20 protein-coding genes are annotated in these 17,749 nt (G+C 69.8%); 8 read left to right on the forward strand and 12 right to left on the reverse strand.

Going from position 1 to position 17,749, the window contains the following annotated elements:
* Nucleotides 1-241: 241 nt before the first annotated feature.
* Genes FB382_RS07970 through FB382_RS07995 form a run of 6 tightly spaced genes read right to left on the reverse strand, consistent with a single transcriptional unit; the run spans nt 242 to nt 7,217 of the window.
* Nucleotides 242-1,006, reverse strand: coding sequence for a hypothetical protein (locus tag FB382_RS07970; protein ID WP_182538203.1), 765 nt, complete (start codon nt 1,004-1,006; stop codon nt 242-244).
* A 50-nt stretch (nt 1,007-1,056) separates the two neighbouring features.
* A complete protein-coding gene (locus FB382_RS07975; RefSeq protein ID WP_182538205.1) occupies nt 1,057-1,410 on the reverse strand; it encodes a hypothetical protein in 354 nt (117 codons plus the stop codon).
* Entirely contained in the window at nt 1,407-2,444 is a 1,038-nt protein-coding gene (locus tag FB382_RS07980) for an SDR family oxidoreductase (RefSeq protein WP_182538207.1), read from the reverse strand. Before FB382_RS07980 ends, FB382_RS07975 begins: the two co-directional genes overlap by 4 nt.
* 41 nt (nt 2,445-2,485) lie before the next feature.
* Nucleotides 2,486-4,264: a glycoside hydrolase family 15 protein gene (locus FB382_RS07985; RefSeq protein ID WP_182538209.1), complete on the reverse strand. Its 1,779-nt coding sequence runs from the start codon at nt 4,262-4,264 to the stop codon at nt 2,486-2,488.
* Complete coding sequence (locus tag FB382_RS07990; RefSeq protein ID WP_182538211.1) at nt 4,261-4,722, reverse strand: hypothetical protein; 462 nt, start codon at nt 4,720-4,722, stop codon at nt 4,261-4,263. The genes FB382_RS07985 and FB382_RS07990 overlap by 4 nt, the downstream gene beginning before the upstream one ends.
* A complete protein-coding gene (locus tag FB382_RS07995; RefSeq protein WP_182538213.1) occupies nt 4,722-7,217 on the reverse strand; it encodes a molybdopterin oxidoreductase family protein in 2,496 nt (831 codons plus the stop codon). Before FB382_RS07995 ends, FB382_RS07990 begins: the two co-directional genes overlap by 1 nt.
* A 113-nt stretch (nt 7,218-7,330) precedes the next feature.
* Here FB382_RS07995 and FB382_RS08000 point away from each other — a divergent pair, with 113 nt between their 5' ends.
* The 6 genes from FB382_RS08000 (at nt 7,331) to FB382_RS08030 (ending at nt 11,532) form a co-directional block, all read left to right on the forward strand.
* Nucleotides 7,331-7,816 (forward strand): MarR family winged helix-turn-helix transcriptional regulator, encoded by a 486-nt coding sequence (locus FB382_RS08000; RefSeq protein WP_182538215.1) that lies wholly within the window; start codon nt 7,331-7,333, stop codon nt 7,814-7,816.
* Nucleotides 7,817-7,880: 64 nt separating this feature from the next.
* Entirely contained in the window at nt 7,881-8,984 is a 1,104-nt protein-coding gene (locus tag FB382_RS08005) for a sodium:calcium antiporter (RefSeq protein ID WP_182538217.1), read from the forward strand.
* Between the two features lie 100 nt (nt 8,985-9,084).
* The gene (locus tag FB382_RS08010; protein ID WP_182538219.1) at nt 9,085-9,516 is read left to right on the forward strand and encodes a CBS domain-containing protein; all 432 of its coding nucleotides are present in this window, start codon (nt 9,085-9,087) and stop codon (nt 9,514-9,516) included.
* A 47-nt stretch (nt 9,517-9,563) separates the two neighbouring features.
* A complete protein-coding gene (locus FB382_RS08015) occupies nt 9,564-9,896 on the forward strand; it encodes a cupin domain-containing protein (RefSeq protein WP_182538221.1) in 333 nt (110 codons plus the stop codon).
* 389 nt (nt 9,897-10,285) lie between these two features.
* The gene (locus FB382_RS22125) at nt 10,286-11,026 is read left to right on the forward strand and encodes a hypothetical protein (RefSeq protein ID WP_246377126.1); all 741 of its coding nucleotides are present in this window, start codon (nt 10,286-10,288) and stop codon (nt 11,024-11,026) included.
* Nucleotides 11,023-11,532 carry an SRPBCC family protein gene (locus FB382_RS08030; RefSeq protein ID WP_182538227.1) on the forward strand — a complete coding sequence of 170 codons (510 nt, stop codon included), beginning with the start codon at nt 11,023-11,025 and terminating at the stop codon, nt 11,530-11,532. Before FB382_RS22125 ends, FB382_RS08030 begins: the two co-directional genes overlap by 4 nt.
* On the opposite strand, the gene FB382_RS08035 is transcribed toward FB382_RS08030, so the two are convergent.
* Nucleotides 11,458-12,708 carry an NRAMP family divalent metal transporter gene (locus tag FB382_RS08035; protein ID WP_182538229.1) on the reverse strand — a complete coding sequence of 417 codons (1,251 nt, stop codon included), beginning with the start codon at nt 12,706-12,708 and terminating at the stop codon, nt 11,458-11,460. The genes FB382_RS08030 and FB382_RS08035 overlap by 75 nt on opposite strands.
* On the reverse strand, nt 12,708-13,478 hold the full coding sequence (locus FB382_RS08040) for a magnesium transporter (protein WP_182538230.1): 771 nt from the start codon (nt 13,476-13,478) through the stop codon (nt 12,708-12,710). The genes FB382_RS08035 and FB382_RS08040 overlap by 1 nt, the downstream gene beginning before the upstream one ends.
* A gap of 37 nt (nt 13,479-13,515) precedes the next feature.
* On the opposite strand from FB382_RS08040, the gene FB382_RS08045 reads away from it, so the two are divergent.
* Nucleotides 13,516-14,529 (forward strand): zinc-dependent alcohol dehydrogenase family protein, encoded by a 1,014-nt coding sequence (locus tag FB382_RS08045; RefSeq protein ID WP_182538232.1) that lies wholly within the window; start codon nt 13,516-13,518, stop codon nt 14,527-14,529.
* A 65-nt stretch (nt 14,530-14,594) separates the two neighbouring features.
* The gene (locus FB382_RS08050) at nt 14,595-14,819 is read left to right on the forward strand and encodes a three-helix bundle dimerization domain-containing protein (RefSeq protein WP_182538234.1); all 225 of its coding nucleotides are present in this window, start codon (nt 14,595-14,597) and stop codon (nt 14,817-14,819) included.
* Nucleotides 14,820-14,829: 10 nt separating this feature from the next.
* On the opposite strand, the gene FB382_RS08055 is transcribed toward FB382_RS08050, so the two are convergent.
* From FB382_RS08055 to FB382_RS22130, 4 genes are all read right to left on the reverse strand, one after another.
* Nucleotides 14,830-15,774 carry a DUF2157 domain-containing protein gene (locus FB382_RS08055; protein WP_182538236.1) on the reverse strand — a complete coding sequence of 315 codons (945 nt, stop codon included), beginning with the start codon at nt 15,772-15,774 and terminating at the stop codon, nt 14,830-14,832.
* Nucleotides 15,775-15,832: 58 nt separating this feature from the next.
* Nucleotides 15,833-16,018 carry a hypothetical protein gene (locus tag FB382_RS08060; RefSeq protein ID WP_182538238.1) on the reverse strand — a complete coding sequence of 62 codons (186 nt, stop codon included), beginning with the start codon at nt 16,016-16,018 and terminating at the stop codon, nt 15,833-15,835.
* Complete coding sequence (locus FB382_RS08065; RefSeq protein ID WP_182538240.1) at nt 16,011-16,982, reverse strand: Acg family FMN-binding oxidoreductase; 972 nt, start codon at nt 16,980-16,982, stop codon at nt 16,011-16,013. Before FB382_RS08065 ends, FB382_RS08060 begins: the two co-directional genes overlap by 8 nt.
* Nucleotides 16,983-17,073: 91 nt before the next feature.
* On the reverse strand, nt 17,074-17,739 hold the full coding sequence (locus FB382_RS22130; RefSeq protein ID WP_182538242.1) for a DUF4389 domain-containing protein: 666 nt from the start codon (nt 17,737-17,739) through the stop codon (nt 17,074-17,076).
* Nucleotides 17,740-17,749 lie beyond the last annotated feature (10 nt).

Below are 17,749 nucleotides of genomic sequence, written 5' to 3' on the forward strand. Positions count from 1 at the left end.
GTGGAGTTTCCCCCACGAAACAAGGGGAATCCCGTGATTTTCAGACCTACCCAGTAGCACTCCGAAGGGCGCTGATTCCGCCCAGAGGGTTTCGGTTCAAATCAGGTCAGGACTCCTGACTTGCACGGCTTCTCGGGTACGGCCCGCACCGCGTCTTGTTCCGATGTCGGGGCCGCTGACCCCAGTGGTCGCGGCCGACGGCTCCACGTCGGCCGGTTTCGGTGCCGGAGCGGTGGTCGGTTCATCCATCACGGTCCGGTGGTCCCGGGTTCACGTCGTTGTAGCTCGCGGGGGTCGGACGCGCGCCACCTGCGAGAGCCAGGACGATTGTGATCACGCCACAAGTCGTCTCCACGATGACTAGGTCCGTTCGGTCGTGTTGAGCGAACAGACCACCGAGTAGGAGTCCGAGGCCGGCCAGTGTCGCCAGTGCCACGGCCATGAGATGGCGTCCGACGCCGGTGGCGATCCTGATCCCAGCGAGCCCACTCAGGATGACCAGCCCGGTGTCACGCAAAGCTGAGTCGTGGCCGTTGGCGGAGTGAGCCAGGAACCAGGGTTGGCTGACGACTACGAAGGTAGTGATCCCGAGCAGGGACCAGCCCGCGATCGGTGCGAGTGGGCGAGAGGTGGTTGGTCGCGCTCTGAGGAGGGCGTCGGTTCTGGCGGTGGTCTGTGCCGCGTGGAGCCGTGCGTTGGGCTCACGTACCGACTCGCGAGTCGAGACAGCCTCGTGCACGTCGCCTCGCACGATTTGCCGCATCTCCGTACCCGCGGAGAGCTCTGGAGAGGCGTCGTACATGATGCCGCCAGCAACGCTGCTGGCTGCACCGAGCACCAGAAGGGCCGCGCCGGTGATCGAGCACCACAGGGAGAGCAGCGCGATGCCGAGCCCGAGGACACCCAGGCCGGCCAGGGCCACCGCGAGTCCGCCCCAGACCCATCGGGGACGGACGAGGGGTCGCCGCGTGCTGTGGTCTGGACGAGACCACTTGGAGGTGGTCATAGCAGGTTCCTTGCTGGTCGGGCGGAACCGACGGTGCACAGTGGTCGCATTCACTCCGTCTGCTCCTGGAGATCAGCGCCGGCGAAGGCGACAGCGGCTCCCGCACTCAGCAGGGCCAATCGCCGGTGGTTGCGCGACAGGGCGGCGAGGCCGAGCATCGAGGCCGCGTGCACCAGGTCGACAAGTGCGTCCGCCTCTGGCAGCCACGGGCGTTCGAGGATCATGCCGCCACCGGATTGGACGACGTAGCGCGCCCCGAGTAGGCGCACCGTGCGGCGGGTCGCTGCGCTGTAGCTCACCGCGCTGGTGGGCCCCTTGGTGAGGTGTAGAAGCAGGCCGGGTCGGCTCAGGGCCGCGAGGCCGAGCCCGAATCGGGCGACGTCGACGGGACGGGTGCGCCTCATGAGGCCCTCCGAGCTGGGCTGCGCGAGGTCCTGCCTGCGACGAGGGTCGTCCCGAGGGCGAGCGCGCCGGTGGCGGCGAGAGCGCGGCGGTGCTGTGAAGCCCATTGTTGGGGCGAGTGGTTCAAGGCTCGATCGGGAAAGGGGCCGGTGGGCCCGAAGTCTTGTCCGTCGGGGCCGTCGACGGGGTGCCATAGGTTGTTGGGCTTGTCGGCTGGCTTGTCCTGGGCGGTCTGCTGGGAGGAGACGCCGGTGCGGGCGAGATAGCGGTCGAGCAGTCCGCCGGCGACCCGGTTGGCGATGATGGTGCCCGCGGTCGCGATCCCGACCCAGTACGCGCGGCGTTCGGGATGCTCGGCGGCGTAGAGCACTCCCCGCGCGGCGACCTCTGGTGCGTAGAAGGGCGGCACAGGTTGCGCCTGTTTGGGAAGCCTGGAGAGCACCCAGGTGAACTGCGGGGTGTTCACGCCTGGCATGGCGACCGAGGTGACGCGGACGCTGCTTCGGTCATGACGCAGCTCGGTGAGCAGCGACTCGTGGAAGCCCCACATGGCGTGCTTGGCGCCGCAGTAGGCCGACTGCAGCGGGATACCCCGGTGGGCCAGCGCCGAACCGACCTGGACGATGACGCCCTGGTCGCGTGGGAGCATCCGGCGCAATGCGGTGCGGGTGCCGTTGACGAAGCCGAGGTAGGAGACCTCGGTGACACGTCGGAACTCGTCTGGCTCGATGTCGATGAACCGGGCGAAGACCGAGGTGAAGGCGTCGTTGACCCATACGTCGATGGGCCCCAGCTCGTTCTCGACACGGTCCGCCGCGACCTCGAGGGCGTCGTGGTCGGCGGTGTCGACGCTGATCGGCAGCGCGGTTCCGCCCAGTGCGTGGACCTCACTCGCCGCGGCTTCCAGGCCTGTGGTTCCGCGTGCCAGAAGGGCGACTCGGTCACCGCGAGCCGCGAAGACGCGTGCGCTGGCCCGGCCAATCCCACCGGAGGCTCCGGTGATGACGACGACGCGTGGACTGTGGGAGGTGATCATGTGTGGCTCTCCTGGGGTCGGTGGTGGTTGGTGGAGTCCTGTCAGCGGGCTCGGGCTGTAAAGCCGCGGGAGTTGACGCCTGCTTCGCCGAGTCGCTGGGCGGTCTCGAGGAGCAGCGCGTGGACGAACGCCTGGGGAAGGTTGCCGCGAAGCTGGCGCTGGACCACGTCGTACTCCTCGGCGAACAGACCCGGTGGTCCTAGCGACCCCCGGTTGCGCTCGAACCAGCGTGTGGCGCTGAGGATGTCGCCTTGGTCCAGGCATGCCAGCGACAGGTGGAAGCCGCTGAGGACGAAGGCGCCCTCGGCTTCGTGAAGGGGGACCTGTGGGTCGTGGCGAAAGCGGTAAACGTAGCCATCGTCGGTGAGCTTCTCGATGACGGCACGGATCGTGGCGATGTTGCGCGGGTCGTCCTTGGGTACGGCGCCGCGGATGCCGGGCAGCAACAAGGAGGCGTCCACAGCTGGGTCGTGTGGCGAGCGCTGCCAGCGACCATCGGAGTGCAGGCAATCTTCATCCACGGAGTCCACAAGGCGATCGGCGAGTCGCTCCCAGGTGGCACCCACGCTTCCCCCTCGCCGGGCGCTGACGGCCCGGAGGCCGGCTGCGCACATCAATCGCGAGTGTGCCCAGTGGCGGTCGCGGAGCTCCCAGATGCCGGCGTCGGGGTCGTGTTGTCGCTTCTCGATGGCGTCCACGAGGCTTTCGACGGCGTGCTGGCCCTCGGTGTCGAGCCTGCCGCGCCCTTCGGCCGCGGCGAGGAGGAGCAGGCATTCGCCCAGCGCGTCGAGCTGGAACTGCTGATTGACGTGGTTGCCCACTCGCACGGGGGCTCCCGGGTAGCCGGGCAGCTTGAGGGGCCGCTCGTCGGGAACCGGGTCGCCGTTGACCGTGTAGGCCGGGCGCAGTGTGGGGCCGTCCTCGAGAACCCGTGCCGAGACGAACCTGACGGCTGCGTCGAGCAGGCTGTGACTGTCAACGGCTGCGGCCGCCAAGCCTGCGTAGCACTGGTCGCGAATCCAGGCATAGCGGTAGTCGTAGTTGCGTCCCTGGTTGGCACGCTCAGGGAGGGCGGTCGTGGCGGCGGCCACCATCGCGCCTGAAGAAGTCGTGAGCCCTCGCAGGACGGCGTGGGAGTGCCGCGACTCACCAGGGGCCGCGGAGCTCGAGAGGTCCGGGCACGCGGCGGACCAGGCCCGTTCGGTTCGCTGCCATTCTTGGACCGGATCGGGGAGCTCCTCGTCAAGCCGGCGGCGGCTGATCTCGAGCACGAGGTCGTGGTGGGCACCTGCGGGGACGTCGATGGCTGCGCGGATCTTGCCGTCCACGAGCCGGGCGTGGGTGGGGGCGCCGGACCAGCGGAAGTGGACGTCGCCGCTGTGTCCGGTCCAGACGCCTTCTGCGCTGCGTCCTACGATCATGGGCCGGGCTCCGAACTCGGCACGGCAGTCCAGTTCGACGATGACATGGGCGTCGCCGAGTGTGGCCTCGATGCGGCGCAGCACCACGACTCGGTCGGGATATCCGGGGAAGGCGAGGGCTTCGCGGCACTCGGTCACTGCTGTCCCTGAGGTCCAACGGCTGCGCCAGATCAACGTGTCCTGTTCGTAGTGCCCGCCCCACACGTAGCGGGCGTCCTGAGGGCTGACAGAGTACTCGCCGTGGCCGCCGAGGAGGCTGGAGAAGATCGCATCGTCGTGCCACTGCGGGGCGCAGAGGAAGGCGATGTTGCCGCGTGGCCCGATCAGGGCGCCGCGTTCGCCGTCGGCGAGCAGGGCGTACTGGCGCAAGGGCACCGGAGGATGGTTGGGGTGAGTCATGGCGCGACGATCAGCGCCTGAGGTGCCGCTACCTTCATCCGGGTGTTCAGCCAGGTCAGCTGCCGGGACGTCTCCTCGTTCGCAGTGGTAGCGACATCGAGAAGCTCGGCATCACGGAGACCTTGGGCGCCTTGGGCGATCACGGTCCAGGTGCTCTGCACGAGGGTGGCCAGCACGTGGAGGTCCTGGAGGTCGCGCAACAGCCCGATCTCGCCGTCGCGGGCCTGAGCGAGTCCATCTGCATGCAGCCGTTCGGGTTCCTCGATGTCGTCCTCGCCATAGCGTTCGGCGATGGGCGCCAGCTGTCTACGGTGCCGGTCGCACATCTCGGCCAGGAGGTTGCACGTGTGGAAGACGTCGACGGCCCGGGCGTGCCCCAGCCCGACAGCACGGAAAGACTCCGCCAGTATCTGTTCGCTGCGGTCGGCCAGTCCGACGTAGGTGGACAGGTGCGGCATCAGGTCCTCCGGCTGCTGGGGTCGAGGGCGTAGTGCGGGGTATCGGCGAGCACCTCGGAGGAGGTGGCTCCTCCGGGTGGTGGCGCCGGCGCTTCAGCGGTCTGGGGGGCGGCGGGTGCTGAGGCGGCCGTTGTAGGGGCGGGGGAGGTGCCGTCGCCGTCGCGGGTCTTGGTAACGCGGCAGGCGGCGGTCTTGAAGTAGGGCTGTTTGGAGACCGGGTCCCACACCGTCATGGTCAGCTCGTTGGCGAGCCGGTGCTCGGCGTCCGGAGCGAGGTCGTGGGGGTCCCAGTGTCCGTAGTGAAAGGGCGCGAAGACCGCGCCCGCCATGACGGTCCCGACGCGGGCGCGGACCTCGATGGCACCTCGTGGGGACTCGACGCGGACCCAGTCGCCCTCAGAGATGCCGAGGCCTGCGGCGTCGGCGGGGGAGAGCTCGACCCACGCGTCAGGCGCGGCTTGGTCCAGGGAGCGGGCTCGGCCGGTCTTGGTACGGGTGTGGAACTGGTAGACGGTACGTCCGGTGGTGTAGCGCAGCGGATAGTCCTCGGACGGTTCCTCGTGCGGTGGCGTGTAGGCGGCGCCCTTGAGGAATGCCCGACCCGCCGGGGCCATCGCCCGGTGCTCGGTCTCGGTGACGGCGCCGCCGGTGAGCAGGTCGTGGCCGTAGGTCTCGCACTCGTCGGTGTCGGAAGGGAACCTTCCGTCGGCGTACAGGCGGTCGGTGCCGTCCGGGTGCTCGTCGTTCACCGGCCACGGGATGCCGCTGGGCCCGCGGAGCTTGTCGTAGCTCAGACCCGTGTAGTCGATAGGTCGACCTCGGGTGGCTTCTCGCCACGCATCGAAGGCCTCCTCGGAGGTGCGCCAGCCGATCAGGGGGTCGCCCTCGATGTTGGTGAACTTCATCGCGTCGGCGTAGGCGAGAAAGATGTCGAGGTCACTGCGCGCCTCGTCCGGCGGCTCGACGGCTTGCTCGGAGAGGTGGACGGTGCGGTTGACATTGGTGAAACACCCCGTCTTCTCCCCCCACCCTGCTGCGGGGAGTACGACGTCGGCGAGCTCGGCGGTCTCGGTCAGGAACAGGTCCTGCACCACGACGAAGCACTGCTCGCCGGCCAGGATCTTGCGGATCCGGGCGGACTCAGGCATCGAGACGGCCGGGTTGGTGGCGGAGATCCACAGGAAACCGATCGAGCCGGTTTCGGCATAGGACATGATCTGCATCGCATGTGTGGGCGGCGCCCAGTGCGGAATGGTCATTGCATCGACCTTCCACAGGTCGGCCAACTGCTGGACGTGAGTCGGGTTGTCCCAGTTGCGAAAACCCGGCAGGTCACCGTCGGCACCGCATTCGCGGTTGTTCTGGGCCGTGGGCTGCCCGTTCATCTGCAGCACGCCGCAGCCGGGACGGCCGATCTGGCCGCGCAGCAGGTGCAGGTTGTTCACCGCAACCGACGCAGCGGTGGCCTGGTGGGACTGGTAGAAGCCCTGCAGCACGGTCGAGAGGACGGCCTCGCTCTCACCGAAGATCCGGGCGGCCTGCCGCAGGTCCGCCGCGGGCACGCCGCAGATCCGCTCCACCTCTTCTGGGGTATACGGCGCCACCGTGTCGCGCAGGTCGTCGACGCCGATCGCGTGCTCCTCGACCCACTCCGTGTCCACCCAGCCGTGGGTGAACAGCTCGCGGGTCAGCCCGTTCATCAGCGCGAGGTTCGTGCCGACCCGTGGTGAGAGGTGGATCCCGCCCGTGCGTTCCGCCTCCGCCGCGACGAGTGTGTGGCGAGGATCGACGCACACGATGCGCGGCGGGTCCTCCCCGCGCGTGCGGTCAAGGATCCGCGCCCACAGCACGGTCTGGGTCTCGGGCATGTTGTGCCCGAACAGGAAGATCGCGTCGCAATGCTCGATGTCGGTGTAGGAGCCCGGCTGCCCGTCGGCGCCGAAGGACTCCTTGAACGCCGCCGCGCTCGTGGCGGTGCACAGGCGGGTATTGCCGTCCATGTGCGGGGTGCCGAGCCCTGCCTTCCCGATCACCGCCAGCGTGTAGTACTCCTCCAGAAACAGCTGACCGCTGGTGTAGAAACCGTGCGAGAGCGGCCCCTTCTCCGCCAGCAGCCCCTTCGACACCTCGACGATCCGACCCATCGCGGTCTCCCAGTCGGTCTCCACCAGCTGACCGTCGCGTCGCACCAACGGACGGGTCAGCCGGTCCGACGAGGAGGCCCACGGCGTACTGCCGTAGAGCCCCTTAGGCCCCAGACGCCCGTGATTGACCGTGTCTCCAGCCCGTCCGCGAACCCCGACCATCCGCCCGTCCTTGACCGCGATGTCACACCCGCACCCGTTGCTGCACAACAGGCACGCGGACTGCACCCAGCGCTCCACATCAGCCTCGGCGACGCCCTCCTCCAGATGGAGGTCCACGCGGGCCGGCCAAACGGTTCCGCGTGGATGCGGGGTGCCTTCGCCCCAGATGTCATTGATCCGATCAACCATGGGGTCGTGACCTTTCCTCGTGACTCCTCAGCGGGAATGCCGACTGAGCTCATCTATATGCGTACACGCATGTATGCTGTTAAGCAAGTAGCTGTAGAGCGAAGGAGCCGACCATGGTCAAGGCAGCACCAGCCCGGGATCCTGCGATGGCCGAAGCGGCCGAGGCCTTCATCACCGCCAGTCGCGCTCTGGTCGGCATCGCTATCCGTTCGATCAACGCCGCATCCGCCGACATCACGCTTCCGCAGCACCGCGTGTTGGTGGTGCTGGCAGCCGACGGGCCACAGGGGATCAGCCAGTTGGCCGACCAGTTGGGCATCGACCAGTCGAATGCGAGTCGGCTCTGTGACCGGCTCCAGCGACTCGGCCTGATCGCCCGGCAACGGTCGAGTACGGACGGTCGAGCCGTTCACGTCCACCTCACGTCTTCGGGAGCCAAGCTCCTGACGGAGGTGAACGCCCATCGACAGCGTGAGGTCGGGCGCATCTTGTCCACCATGCCTCGGCGAACGGTCGAGGCAGCCCTGCAGGCACTCACCGACTTCAGTCAGGTCGCCCGCGAGGCCACCGAGCAGGAGTGGTCCGTGCATGAAGTTTGAGCGCAGCCGGGCCAAGGACTGATGTCCTGCTCACGCCGTATGAGACTTTGAGGAGATTGCAACGATGGATTCGCTGCCGATGTGGCTCTTGCTCACGATCTTCGTAGCGTCAGCCGGCGTCATCTGGGGCGCCGGCATCCTCCTTTCGGAGACCACCGACACCCTCGACACACGACTGCATCTCGGCAGTGCGTTCGGAGGGCTCATCGTGCTCGCAGTGGCCACGAACCTGCCCGAAGTCGCGATCACAGTCAGCGCGGCGTTGGCGGGGAACGTTGACATCGCCGTCGGCAACATCCTGGGCGGGATCGCCATCCAGACGGTGGTGATCGCGGTACTGGACATGCTCGGGAAGCGCGCGCCGGACGCAAAGCCGCTCACCTACCGGGCGGCCTCGCTCACCCTCGTGCTCGAGGCCCTCGTCGTCGTGGCCGTGCTCACGGTCGTCGTCGCGGGCAGCCAGCTGCCATCCAACCTGGTGGTCGCTCGGTTGACGCCGGACGTGATCCTGATCGCCATCTTGTGGGTGGTCGGGCTGCTCCTTGTCCAGCGCGCGGGCCGTGGCCTGCCGTGGCACCAGGGGGGAGAAGCACCGGATGCGACCCCGCACCCGCAAGGGCATCGCACGCGTCACCGAAGCCACTCACAGGCGGCGGAAGCTTCGGGATCGGAGAAGGCACCAGACACCCAGCACCGGTCCACGCGCCGTACCGCGACCCTGTTCGCAGCAGCAGCTGTGGCCACGCTGGTCGCCGGGGTGACACTCGAGAAGTCAGGCGAGGCGGCCTCCTCACAGATCGGGCTCACCGGCGTCCTTTTCGGCGCCACGGTGCTGGCCCTGGCGACCTCCCTGCCAGAGATCTCCACCGGCCTCCAGGCGGTCCGTCAGGGCGACGACAACCTCGCGATCAGTGACATCTTCGGGGGCAACGCCTTTCTGCCAGTGCTCTTCCTCGTCGCAACCGTCATCTCCGGCAATGCGATTCTGCCGCGCGCCCACGCCAGCGACATCTACCTCACCGCACTCGCCGCGTTGCTCACCCTCGTCTACGCGGTGGGACTCATCTTCCGGCCGCAACGGCGCGTCCTGGGCATGGGCGTCGACTCGCTGAGCGTGTGCGTGCTGTACCTCGTCGGACTGGGCGGACTCATCGCCATCACACGATGACCTCCAACGTAGGCGCCCCGATCGATCAGATCCATCTGACCGGAGGCGCCCCGCGATCGCATCGCCGACTTCGTGCTTCACAACCCCGTGCGGGGATCACATGACCACCCCGCCTTCCCGGATTCCCGACGAGTTGGCGAACCTGTGCGTCGCCGACGTGGTGCTGCGACTGCCCAAGATGATGCCCATCCACGCGCGTGTGCGGGACGCGCGAGCCGCATTGCGCGACCACCACGTCCACATGCTCCTGCTGACCGACCAAGGACGGCTGCGCGGCACTCTGACCCGTGGTGACATCCCAGATCACGCGGATGACATGGCCTTGTCACTAACGTATGCGGTGGTCGAGGGCCGCACTGTGAGCAGCGACCTGCCCGCGGAACAGGCACGACTACTCATGCTCAGTCGGGACCTGCGGCGGTTAGTGGTTGTCGACGCCGATGGCAGTCTTCTAGGTCTCCTGTGTCTGAACCGCAGGCACACTGGCTTCTGCAGCGACGAGGACGTCAACGCGCGCGGGACCGCGCCATAGTGAAGACGAACGGTCGCCTGCGTCAACACGCCTACGAGGAGAACCCCATGCAGAAGGAGTCATTGACGGCACTGGTCCGGCATCACCTGGAGACGGCCTCGAGCCAATCCAGCGGCCGCAGCGCCCACACGGTCTACGGCGGGCACGAGCATGTCCTGCGCCAGACCCTGATCGCCCTTCGTGCCGGCTCGAGGTTGGACGAACACGAGAATCCGGGCGAGGCGACTGTCCAGGTCTTGCACGGCCGCGTCACCCTCATCGCGGGCGACGACAGCTGGAACGGATCACCCGGCGATCTGATGATCATTCCCGACTCCCGGCACGCCCTTGAAGCGGTCGAGGACTCGGCCGTGCTGCTGACCGTCGCCCTGCGAAGCTGAGGAAGGATCCCAAACGACCGGTGCACGTTGAAGAAGCGACGGTCGCCGACCGCGGGTCCTGTCCGACTCGGAGGTGGACGCTTACTAGTCGGAAACCCCGTCAGAACGGCGCAGATCCGAGCCCCTGCGAGCTAAGCCGCGCGAGCCGGCCAGGAAGCGTCTTCGCAGGTCAGCACTACTTTCCGCGAAGAGCAGCAAGACAAGACCGCCTGCCTGCTTACCTTCAAGGGGTCGCAGGTTCAAATCCTGTCAGCCCGACCGAAGAGATCGCCCCTGACCCGCGTGAGCGGGTCGGGGGCGATGCTGTCTCGCCTCCGGGTGACCTTCGTGCCCGCGCCGTGGGGCCTTGTGCCCTGTCGTCCCGATGCCTGCATCCCGAGGCTGGAGTCATGGCGACCCCCTCGAGAGCGACCGGATCGCGCACGGCGGATCGGGCCGTGGGCCTGGCGGATCCGTCCTGGGCCGGCCTGTACCGGCTGGGCGGCCTGTCGGCCGTGGTGTTCGTGCTCCTCGTCGTCATCCCGGTGACGCTCGTCTTCGCCGTGCCTGTTGCCCCGGTCGACGGTCGGGCGTTGCTGCCGTACATCGCCGCCCACAAGACCGTCTACCTGATCGAGCTGGTCTGCTTCGTCGGGCTGAGCGTGCCCGCGCTCGTCGTGTTCGGTGCGGTCTCCGTCGCACTGAAGGACGCAAGCAGGAGCATGGCAGCCGTCGGGGGACTGCTCGGGGTTGCCTCCGAGGTCATCGCGCTGGCTCTGGGCAGCAGCCCCCAGTCCCTGCACGGCGGACTCGTGGTGCTCAGCAACTCCTACGCTGAAGCCCGGACGGACGCCGAGCGGGCCGGCATCGTCAGCGCTGCGGACGCGCTGATCGCTGCCACCAACGCAGTGTCGTGGGCAGGGATCCTGACTGCAACCGGAATCCTTGTCCTGTCCCTGGCCATGAGGAAGGGCATCTTCGGGCAGGTGCTCCCCGTGATGGGAGTGCTCACCGGGGCTCTGGGGATCGTGAGCGAGGCCCTCCGCCCGATGATCGGACCGGCGTACCTGGTCCACGGCCTGCTGCTCCCAGCCTGGTTCGGCCTGGTCGGCTGGAACCTGCGACGCCTGGGCCGGCGAGGAGCGCCATGAGCAGGATCCGCGGAACCCTGGACATCGCCCGCCCGGTCGAGGACGTCTTCGACTTCGTCGCGGACCAACGCAATGAACCGGCCTACAACCCCAGGATGACAGCGTCGACCATGCTCACCAACGACCCCATCGGAGTCGGCACCCGCTTCGCCGCGACCATGCTCAGCCGCGGCAAGCCGCTCCACGTGATGATCGAGGTCACCGGCTTCGACCGGCCGCGCCGGGTGGCCACGCGCAGCGTCATGGCCGGCGCCGTGGTCGAGGGCGAGGTGCGGCTCGAGCCCACCTTGGAGGGCACGCGGTTCTTCTGGGACTGGACGGTGACCCTCGGCGGACCCGGCCGCTTTGCCGGCCCAGCGATCGCACTAATCGGGAGACACCAGGAGAAGACCATCTGGACCGGCCTCAAGCACCACCTCGAGCAGGACGTCTCAGGGGAGGCCCAGGGCGAGAAGCGCGCCGATGCACAGCGCGACGAGCCCGAGCGTCACGGCGTAGACGGCTGACATGGAGCGGGTGGCGGCGTACTGCCCCATGAGGTCCCGGTCGCGCGCGATGCCGAACATGAAGCCGAGCAGCGGCAGCAGCAGCACGGCGTTGAGCACCTGCGAGAGCACCAGGATGCGGATCAGCGGGAGGCCCGGCGCGAGCACGACACCCGCGCCGACGGCGGCGGTCGCGAGGTAGGAGACGTAGAAGAGCGAGGCGTGCTCGAAGTCGTCATCGAGTGCGGCCTCGGCGCCTGCGAACTCGCAGATCGAGTACGCCGTCGACAGCGGCAGGATCGCGGCGGCGAGCAGGGCTGCGCCGACCAGGCCCAGGGCGAAGAGCGTGCTCGCGAGGGGCCCGGCGAGGGGCTCGAGCGCGCCGGCGGCGTCGGACGCCGACTCGATGGTGACGCCCTGGGCGTGCAACGTCGCGGCGGACGCGACGACGACGAAGAACCCGATCACCCCCGTCAGGACGGCGCCCGTGATCACGTCGACGCGCTCGTAGCCCAGGTCGTCGGTCGTCAGCTTCTTGTCGACGGCATAGGACTGGATGAAGCTCAGTCCCCACGGGGCCAGGGTCGTGCCCACGGTCGCGGTCACGATCAGGACCGCTCCGTGGCGCAGCGGCATCGTGGGCAGGACGAGTCCGGTCGCGGCCTGCCCCCAGTCGGGATGCGCGAGGAACCCCGCGGCGACGTACGCGACGAACACCGTGGCCAGGCCCATCAGCAAGTGCTCGACGCGGTGGAAGCGGCCCCGCAGGACCAGCGTCGAGACCACGACCGCCGAGATCGGCACGGAGACCGCGGGCGGGACGTGGAAGAGCCCGAAGCCGGCGGCGATGCCGGCGAACTCCGCGCAGGTGGTGCCGACGTTGGCCAGGACGAGGACGACGAGGGCGAGGGCGCTGGCGCGCACGCCGTACCGCTGCCGGATCAGGCCGATCAGCCCTTGGCCGGTCACGACGCCCATGCGCGCACCGAGGCTGTGGAAGACCACGAGGGCGACGGTCGAGAGCAGCAACACCCACAGCAGCTGGTAGCCGTAGCTCGCGCCGAGGACGGAGTACGTCGTGATGCCGGCCGGGTCGTCGTCGGACAGCCCCGCGAGCAACCCGGGGCCGAGCACCGCGACCAGGGTCGCCACCCGCACGCGACGCGCCGTCACGGTGGGCGGACCGGCGGTGGACATCAGTCCCTGCCGACCCGGAGCGGCCGGTTGTGCCGCCAGCCCCGGTGACGGAGGAAACGGCGTCGCGGGGAGGGCGTGGACAGCGGATGGAGTGCCGGCTCGAGTCGTCCCCGGACGTCCGGGTGGGTCATCGAGACCGCCTCGGCCGCCCGGGTCCGCCCCACCGTCCGGATGACGTCGTGGGCGTCCTCGAGGTTGAGCCGGGTGATCAGCTGGGCCAGTCCGTGGGCATCGAGCCGGTGGACCGCGGCCGTGCTCGTCGCGAGCTGGATGTCGTGGCCACGGGTCGAGGTCAGGTGCAGGTCGCCCCAGTCGACGGCGTCCTCCGGCAGGTGCTCGGCCAGCCGCCCCAGCCCCAGTCGCCTGACCACGGCACGCAGGCTCACGTCGACGGCGACCAGCTCGAGCCGGCCATCCGGCGTGCGGTTGAGCAGGACGTCGGAGACCCGTGTCATGCGGTGGTTCCGGACGTCGAAGATCTGGGTGTCGAGCACGTCGCGGTGCAGGAGCAGCTCGTCGGTCTCGAGGTCGGAGTCGCCGCCGAAGGGCGTGACCTTCGGGGGCAGGTCGACGGTGACGGCGTCCGGCTCGAAGGCGGCGACGGCAGCCCAGGGGAGCAGCAGTGGTTGCCGGTCGGCGGTGGACACGACGAGCCGGTCGACCGTGGGGTGGTCGGTGCCGATCCGCATGGTGAGGTCCCGCAGTCGCCCGACCTGGCTGCCGTCGGCGGACCGGACGCGCTTGCCGGTCTCACGCGACAGCACCAACATGGGCTGAGTGTAGGGCGACGGCGGAGGGGTGGTGCGGATGCGAGCCTGGGCGGTGAGCGGGCGTCCGGGGGGACGTGACCGCGTCGTCCGCGTGGACCGTGCGATGCCGGAGCCGGGGCCCGGCGAGGTGCTCGTCCGGGTCCTCGCGTGCGGTGTCTGCCGGACCGACCTCCACCTGTCCGACCTCGACCTGGCGCCACGGCGGCCGGAGGTCGTCCCGGGCCATGAGGTCGTGGGGGAGGTGGTGACGTCCGGCCCCGGTGCGGACCGGTTCGTGCACGGCGCCCGCGTCGGCATCGCCTGGCTGCGCTGGACCTGCGGCTCCTGCGGTCCGTGCCGGGGCGGTCGGGAGAACCTCTGCCGGCGCTCGCAGTACACCGGGTGGGACGCGGACGGCGGCTTCGCCGAGTACGCCGTGGTGCACGAGGCGTTCGCCTACACCCTGCCCAGCGGCGCCGACCCGGTGGCGGTGGCTCCACTGCTCTGCTCGGGCATCATCGGCTATCGGGCGCTCAAGCGATCGAACCTGCCTCCGGGCGGCCGCCTGGGCATCTACGGCTTCGGAGCCAGCGCCCACCTCACGGCGCAGGTCGCGCTCGCCCAGGGGCACGAGGTGCACGTCCTCACGCGCAACGCCGACGCCCGCGCCCTGGCCATCGACCTCGGTGCCACCTCGGTCGGTGCCGAGGACGACCTCCCGCCCGTGCCGCTGGACGCCGCCATCCTCTTCGCGCCCGCGGGCAACCTGGTGCCGGTGGCGCTCGCCGGTCTCGACCAGGGCGGCACCCTCGCCGTGGCGGGGATCCACCTCAGTGACATCCCGCCGCTGGACTACCAGCGGCACCTGTTCCGGGAGCGCACCCTGACCAGCGTGACGGCCAACACCCGTGCGGACGGCGAGGAGCTCTTCCGCATCGCGGCGGCCCTGCGCATCGACCCGCGGACCACGACGTACGCCTTCGACGACGTCGACACGGCGCTCGAGGACGTGTGGCGCGGTTCCGTCTCCGGCGCGGCCGTGGTCCGGATCCACGAAGGCGGCGGGGGCTGACCGGCCCTCGCGCCGATGACCATCGACACTGGGCGCGACCGGGCGTGGAGCGGTTGCGTGGGGTCATGGACACGACCGAGGAACGACGCCTGATCGGTCATGTCGAGCACCGGTTGACGACGCAGTTCCCGCACGTCCCGGCGTCGGAGATCCGGCTCCTGGTCGCCGGGCTGCTCCAAAGGTACGACGGCAGCCGGGTCCGCGACTTCGTCCCGTTGCTCGTCGAGCGCGAGGCCCGCGACCTGCTGTCCGACCCCGCGTCCGGCGAGGCCCGCACCGACGTCGGCTGAGGGTGCGGCCTCAGCGCCCGCCACGACCGCTGGGGGACCGACCACGCCGGGCGGCCCAGAGCGTCACGGCCACGAGGACGATGCCGACGGCAAGCAGGGCCACCGGAACTGCGGCGGTGTCCGGGAACCACGCGTCGATGGCGCGGGGCAGGATGCGGAGGGTGCCCACGGCGCCGATGGCCAGCAGCACCAGGTCACGGATGAGCACGGCGGCCAGGAGGACGGCGCCCACGGTGGCGAGCGCGAGCACGATGCCAGCGTCGGTGGACATCGTGAGCATGGAGCCGACGATCAAGCCGACGGCGGCGACACCCAGCGAGAGGCGGCGCCGTCCGATCAGGCCACGCTGGGCCAGCGCTGCCCACGCGGCGGCGACGGCCCACACGCCGAGACCGGGCCGTGCCGGGCCTGAGAAGAGATCCGCGATGGTGACACCCGCCGTCGCCATGGCGCCGACCATGAGCACCAGCTGCTGGACGGCCGCCCGGTGAGCGACCCACAGGACGGCGGCGAGCACCGTGGCTCCGGACGTGGTGAGCACGCCCACGTGATCCCCGGCGAGGTCGAGCAGATCGCTCCCGAGGATGGACAGGGACCCCGCGAACGCCACGGTCGCCGCCAGCCACAGGACGGACCGGAGACGGGAGCCGACGTCGCCGTTGGGGACGACGGATCCGCCCAGCAGCAGGACCGCGGCGGCGACGCCCACGAGGGCGAGCCGGGTCCCGGGCGTGAGGTCGCCCCAGAAGCGGGAGGCGAGCAGCAGCGCGGCGATGGCCACGATGACGCCGCCGAGGTAGCCGAGCGCCTCGAGGGCCGGCCCCGGAGAGGCTGTCCCCACAGCGCGGGAGTCCACTCCCTGACGTGCGCGGATGCTGTCGGCCTGGTCGGCGGTGATGATGCCCTCGGCGACCCACGCCTGCAGCAGGGGGTCGGGGACCAGCGCGCGGGACATGACGGCTCCTTCCGCCTCCAGTCTCCGACCCGGCCGGCGCGGCTCGTAGGGCCGAACGTCACGCCGCCAGTGCGCTGAAGGCCTGGTAGACGAGGTACGCCGGCCAGAGGATCCCCTCGATGACGGCCCAGACGTGCCACCAGAAGCCATCGGCCTGCTGCCAGAACCAGACCCAGGCACCCAGGATGCCGATCCCGTAGATCGCGCCGCCTCCGGCTGCGGTCCCGGAGCCCCGGTCAGCCATGGTCGAGGACCTCCTCCAGCGGACGTCGCGGCGTCAGGGGCACCGGCTCGTTCGTGGGTGTCGGCCACCCGACCCTGAGCAGGAGCTGCGGGCAGGAGTCGTCCTCGAGGACGTGGTGGGCCAGGTCGGCCCGGGTGCGCGCGACCTCGATCGGCTGGCTGAACGGGACGACCGACAGGCCGACGACCGTGCAGGCCAGCCAGATCGCGTCCAGGGCCTCGCCGACGCGCAGCCACGACAGCCGGTCATCGGACGCGGTCGAGAGGACCAGCCAGGCGGGGGCCGGGTCCGCGCGCTCGACGTACGGATCGGACAGGGAGCCGGGCGGGAAGCGGGTCGCCTCGCCCGCGGCGGCCGCAGCCGCGGTGAGCAGGTTGCTGACGGGGATCCCCTCCCGGTCGAAGAACGGGTGGACCCAGGACAGGAGCTCGTCCCGGCGGGCGCCGTCGGCGTCCTGCACCTCCATCGCCTGGCGCAGCAGGCGGGGGACCAGGCCAGTCGTCCCGCCGGGCGCCGCGGTGACCACGACGCCGAAGCGCGCCGCGATCCCGGCCAGCTCGTCGAGCCGGGCCGGGGGGACCGCCCAGGAGGAGACCTGACGACGGTCGGTGCGACGGTCCTCGAGGGCCTGGAGCAGCTGCAGGTCCCGTAGGTCCGGGGGGCGCGTCGCGAAGGTGACCGTGGCCAGGTGCTGGGGTCGTGCCGGCTCGGGGAGCCGCGCGACCGCAGCGGCCCAGCCGTGCCCGGCCGCAGCGACGACGAGCTGGTGGAGGGCGGCACCGCAGCTGACGGCCAGGTCCCGTCCGTCGGGGTCCGTGCGGGCCAGCTGCCGGTCCGGGGCGACGTGGAGGCGGAGGTCCTGGTCGGTCGCCTCCCACTGCCACGGCTGGGTGTTGTGCACCGACGGCGCTCGGCACGCCAGCCGGACCAGCTCTCGCACGGTGGCGGCATCGGGGAAGGTCATGGCTCATCGGAGCACGCCGCGCGGCGGGGGAGACAGGGCCCTTCCGCCGCGGCAGACGGGACCTTCGGGCCCCACTGTGGCTGCCCCTGGATCATCGGAGCGAGAACGGCGGATAGCGGTCGGTGACGAGGAGGATGGCGTAGGCCTCGACACGCAGCCACCAACGACCGACCCCGACCACGAAGTCGAACAGCCCGCGCGGATAGCGGCCGGTGACGAGGATCGCGAACCACGCGACCACCACCGCGAGGAACGCGCCCACGGTCAGGAACGCCAGCACCACGAAGTGCGGGATCGCGAGCAGCCACTTCACCAGGGGCAGCCAGCGGTTGAGGTCCCGCTCGACGTCCGGGTAGTCGATCTCCAGGTGGACCTGCTGCTCCTCGACGGTCGACGGGTAGTCGTCGGTGACCAGCACGGCGTAGGCGCAGACCCGGGCGCCGAAACGCGTGAGCTCGCGGGCGAAGTCGAACCACCAGCGTGGGTAGCGGCGACGGAACAGGATCATGAGCACCGTGGCCAGGAAGAGACCGCTGACGATCCCGCCGCTCGTGGTGCTCACGGCCTCCCCGCTCTGGTCGTAGACCGTCCGGGTCTCCCCGGCCGTGAGCACCCCGTAGACGACGGCGATGGGGATGATGAGCACGATCCGGAACAGCGTCTTCACCCGGTCGTGCGCGTCGGAGTAGTCGACGTCGAGCCTGGCGGGGTACGCCGTCGGAGCCGGGGGTGTCGGGGGTGTCGTCGGGTCGGACATGGGGAACTCC

Origin of the sequence: Nocardioides ginsengisegetis, from assembly GCF_014138045.1 — a bacterium.
GTDB classification, from domain to species: Bacteria; Actinomycetota; Actinomycetes; order Propionibacteriales; family Nocardioidaceae; genus Nocardioides; species Nocardioides ginsengisegetis.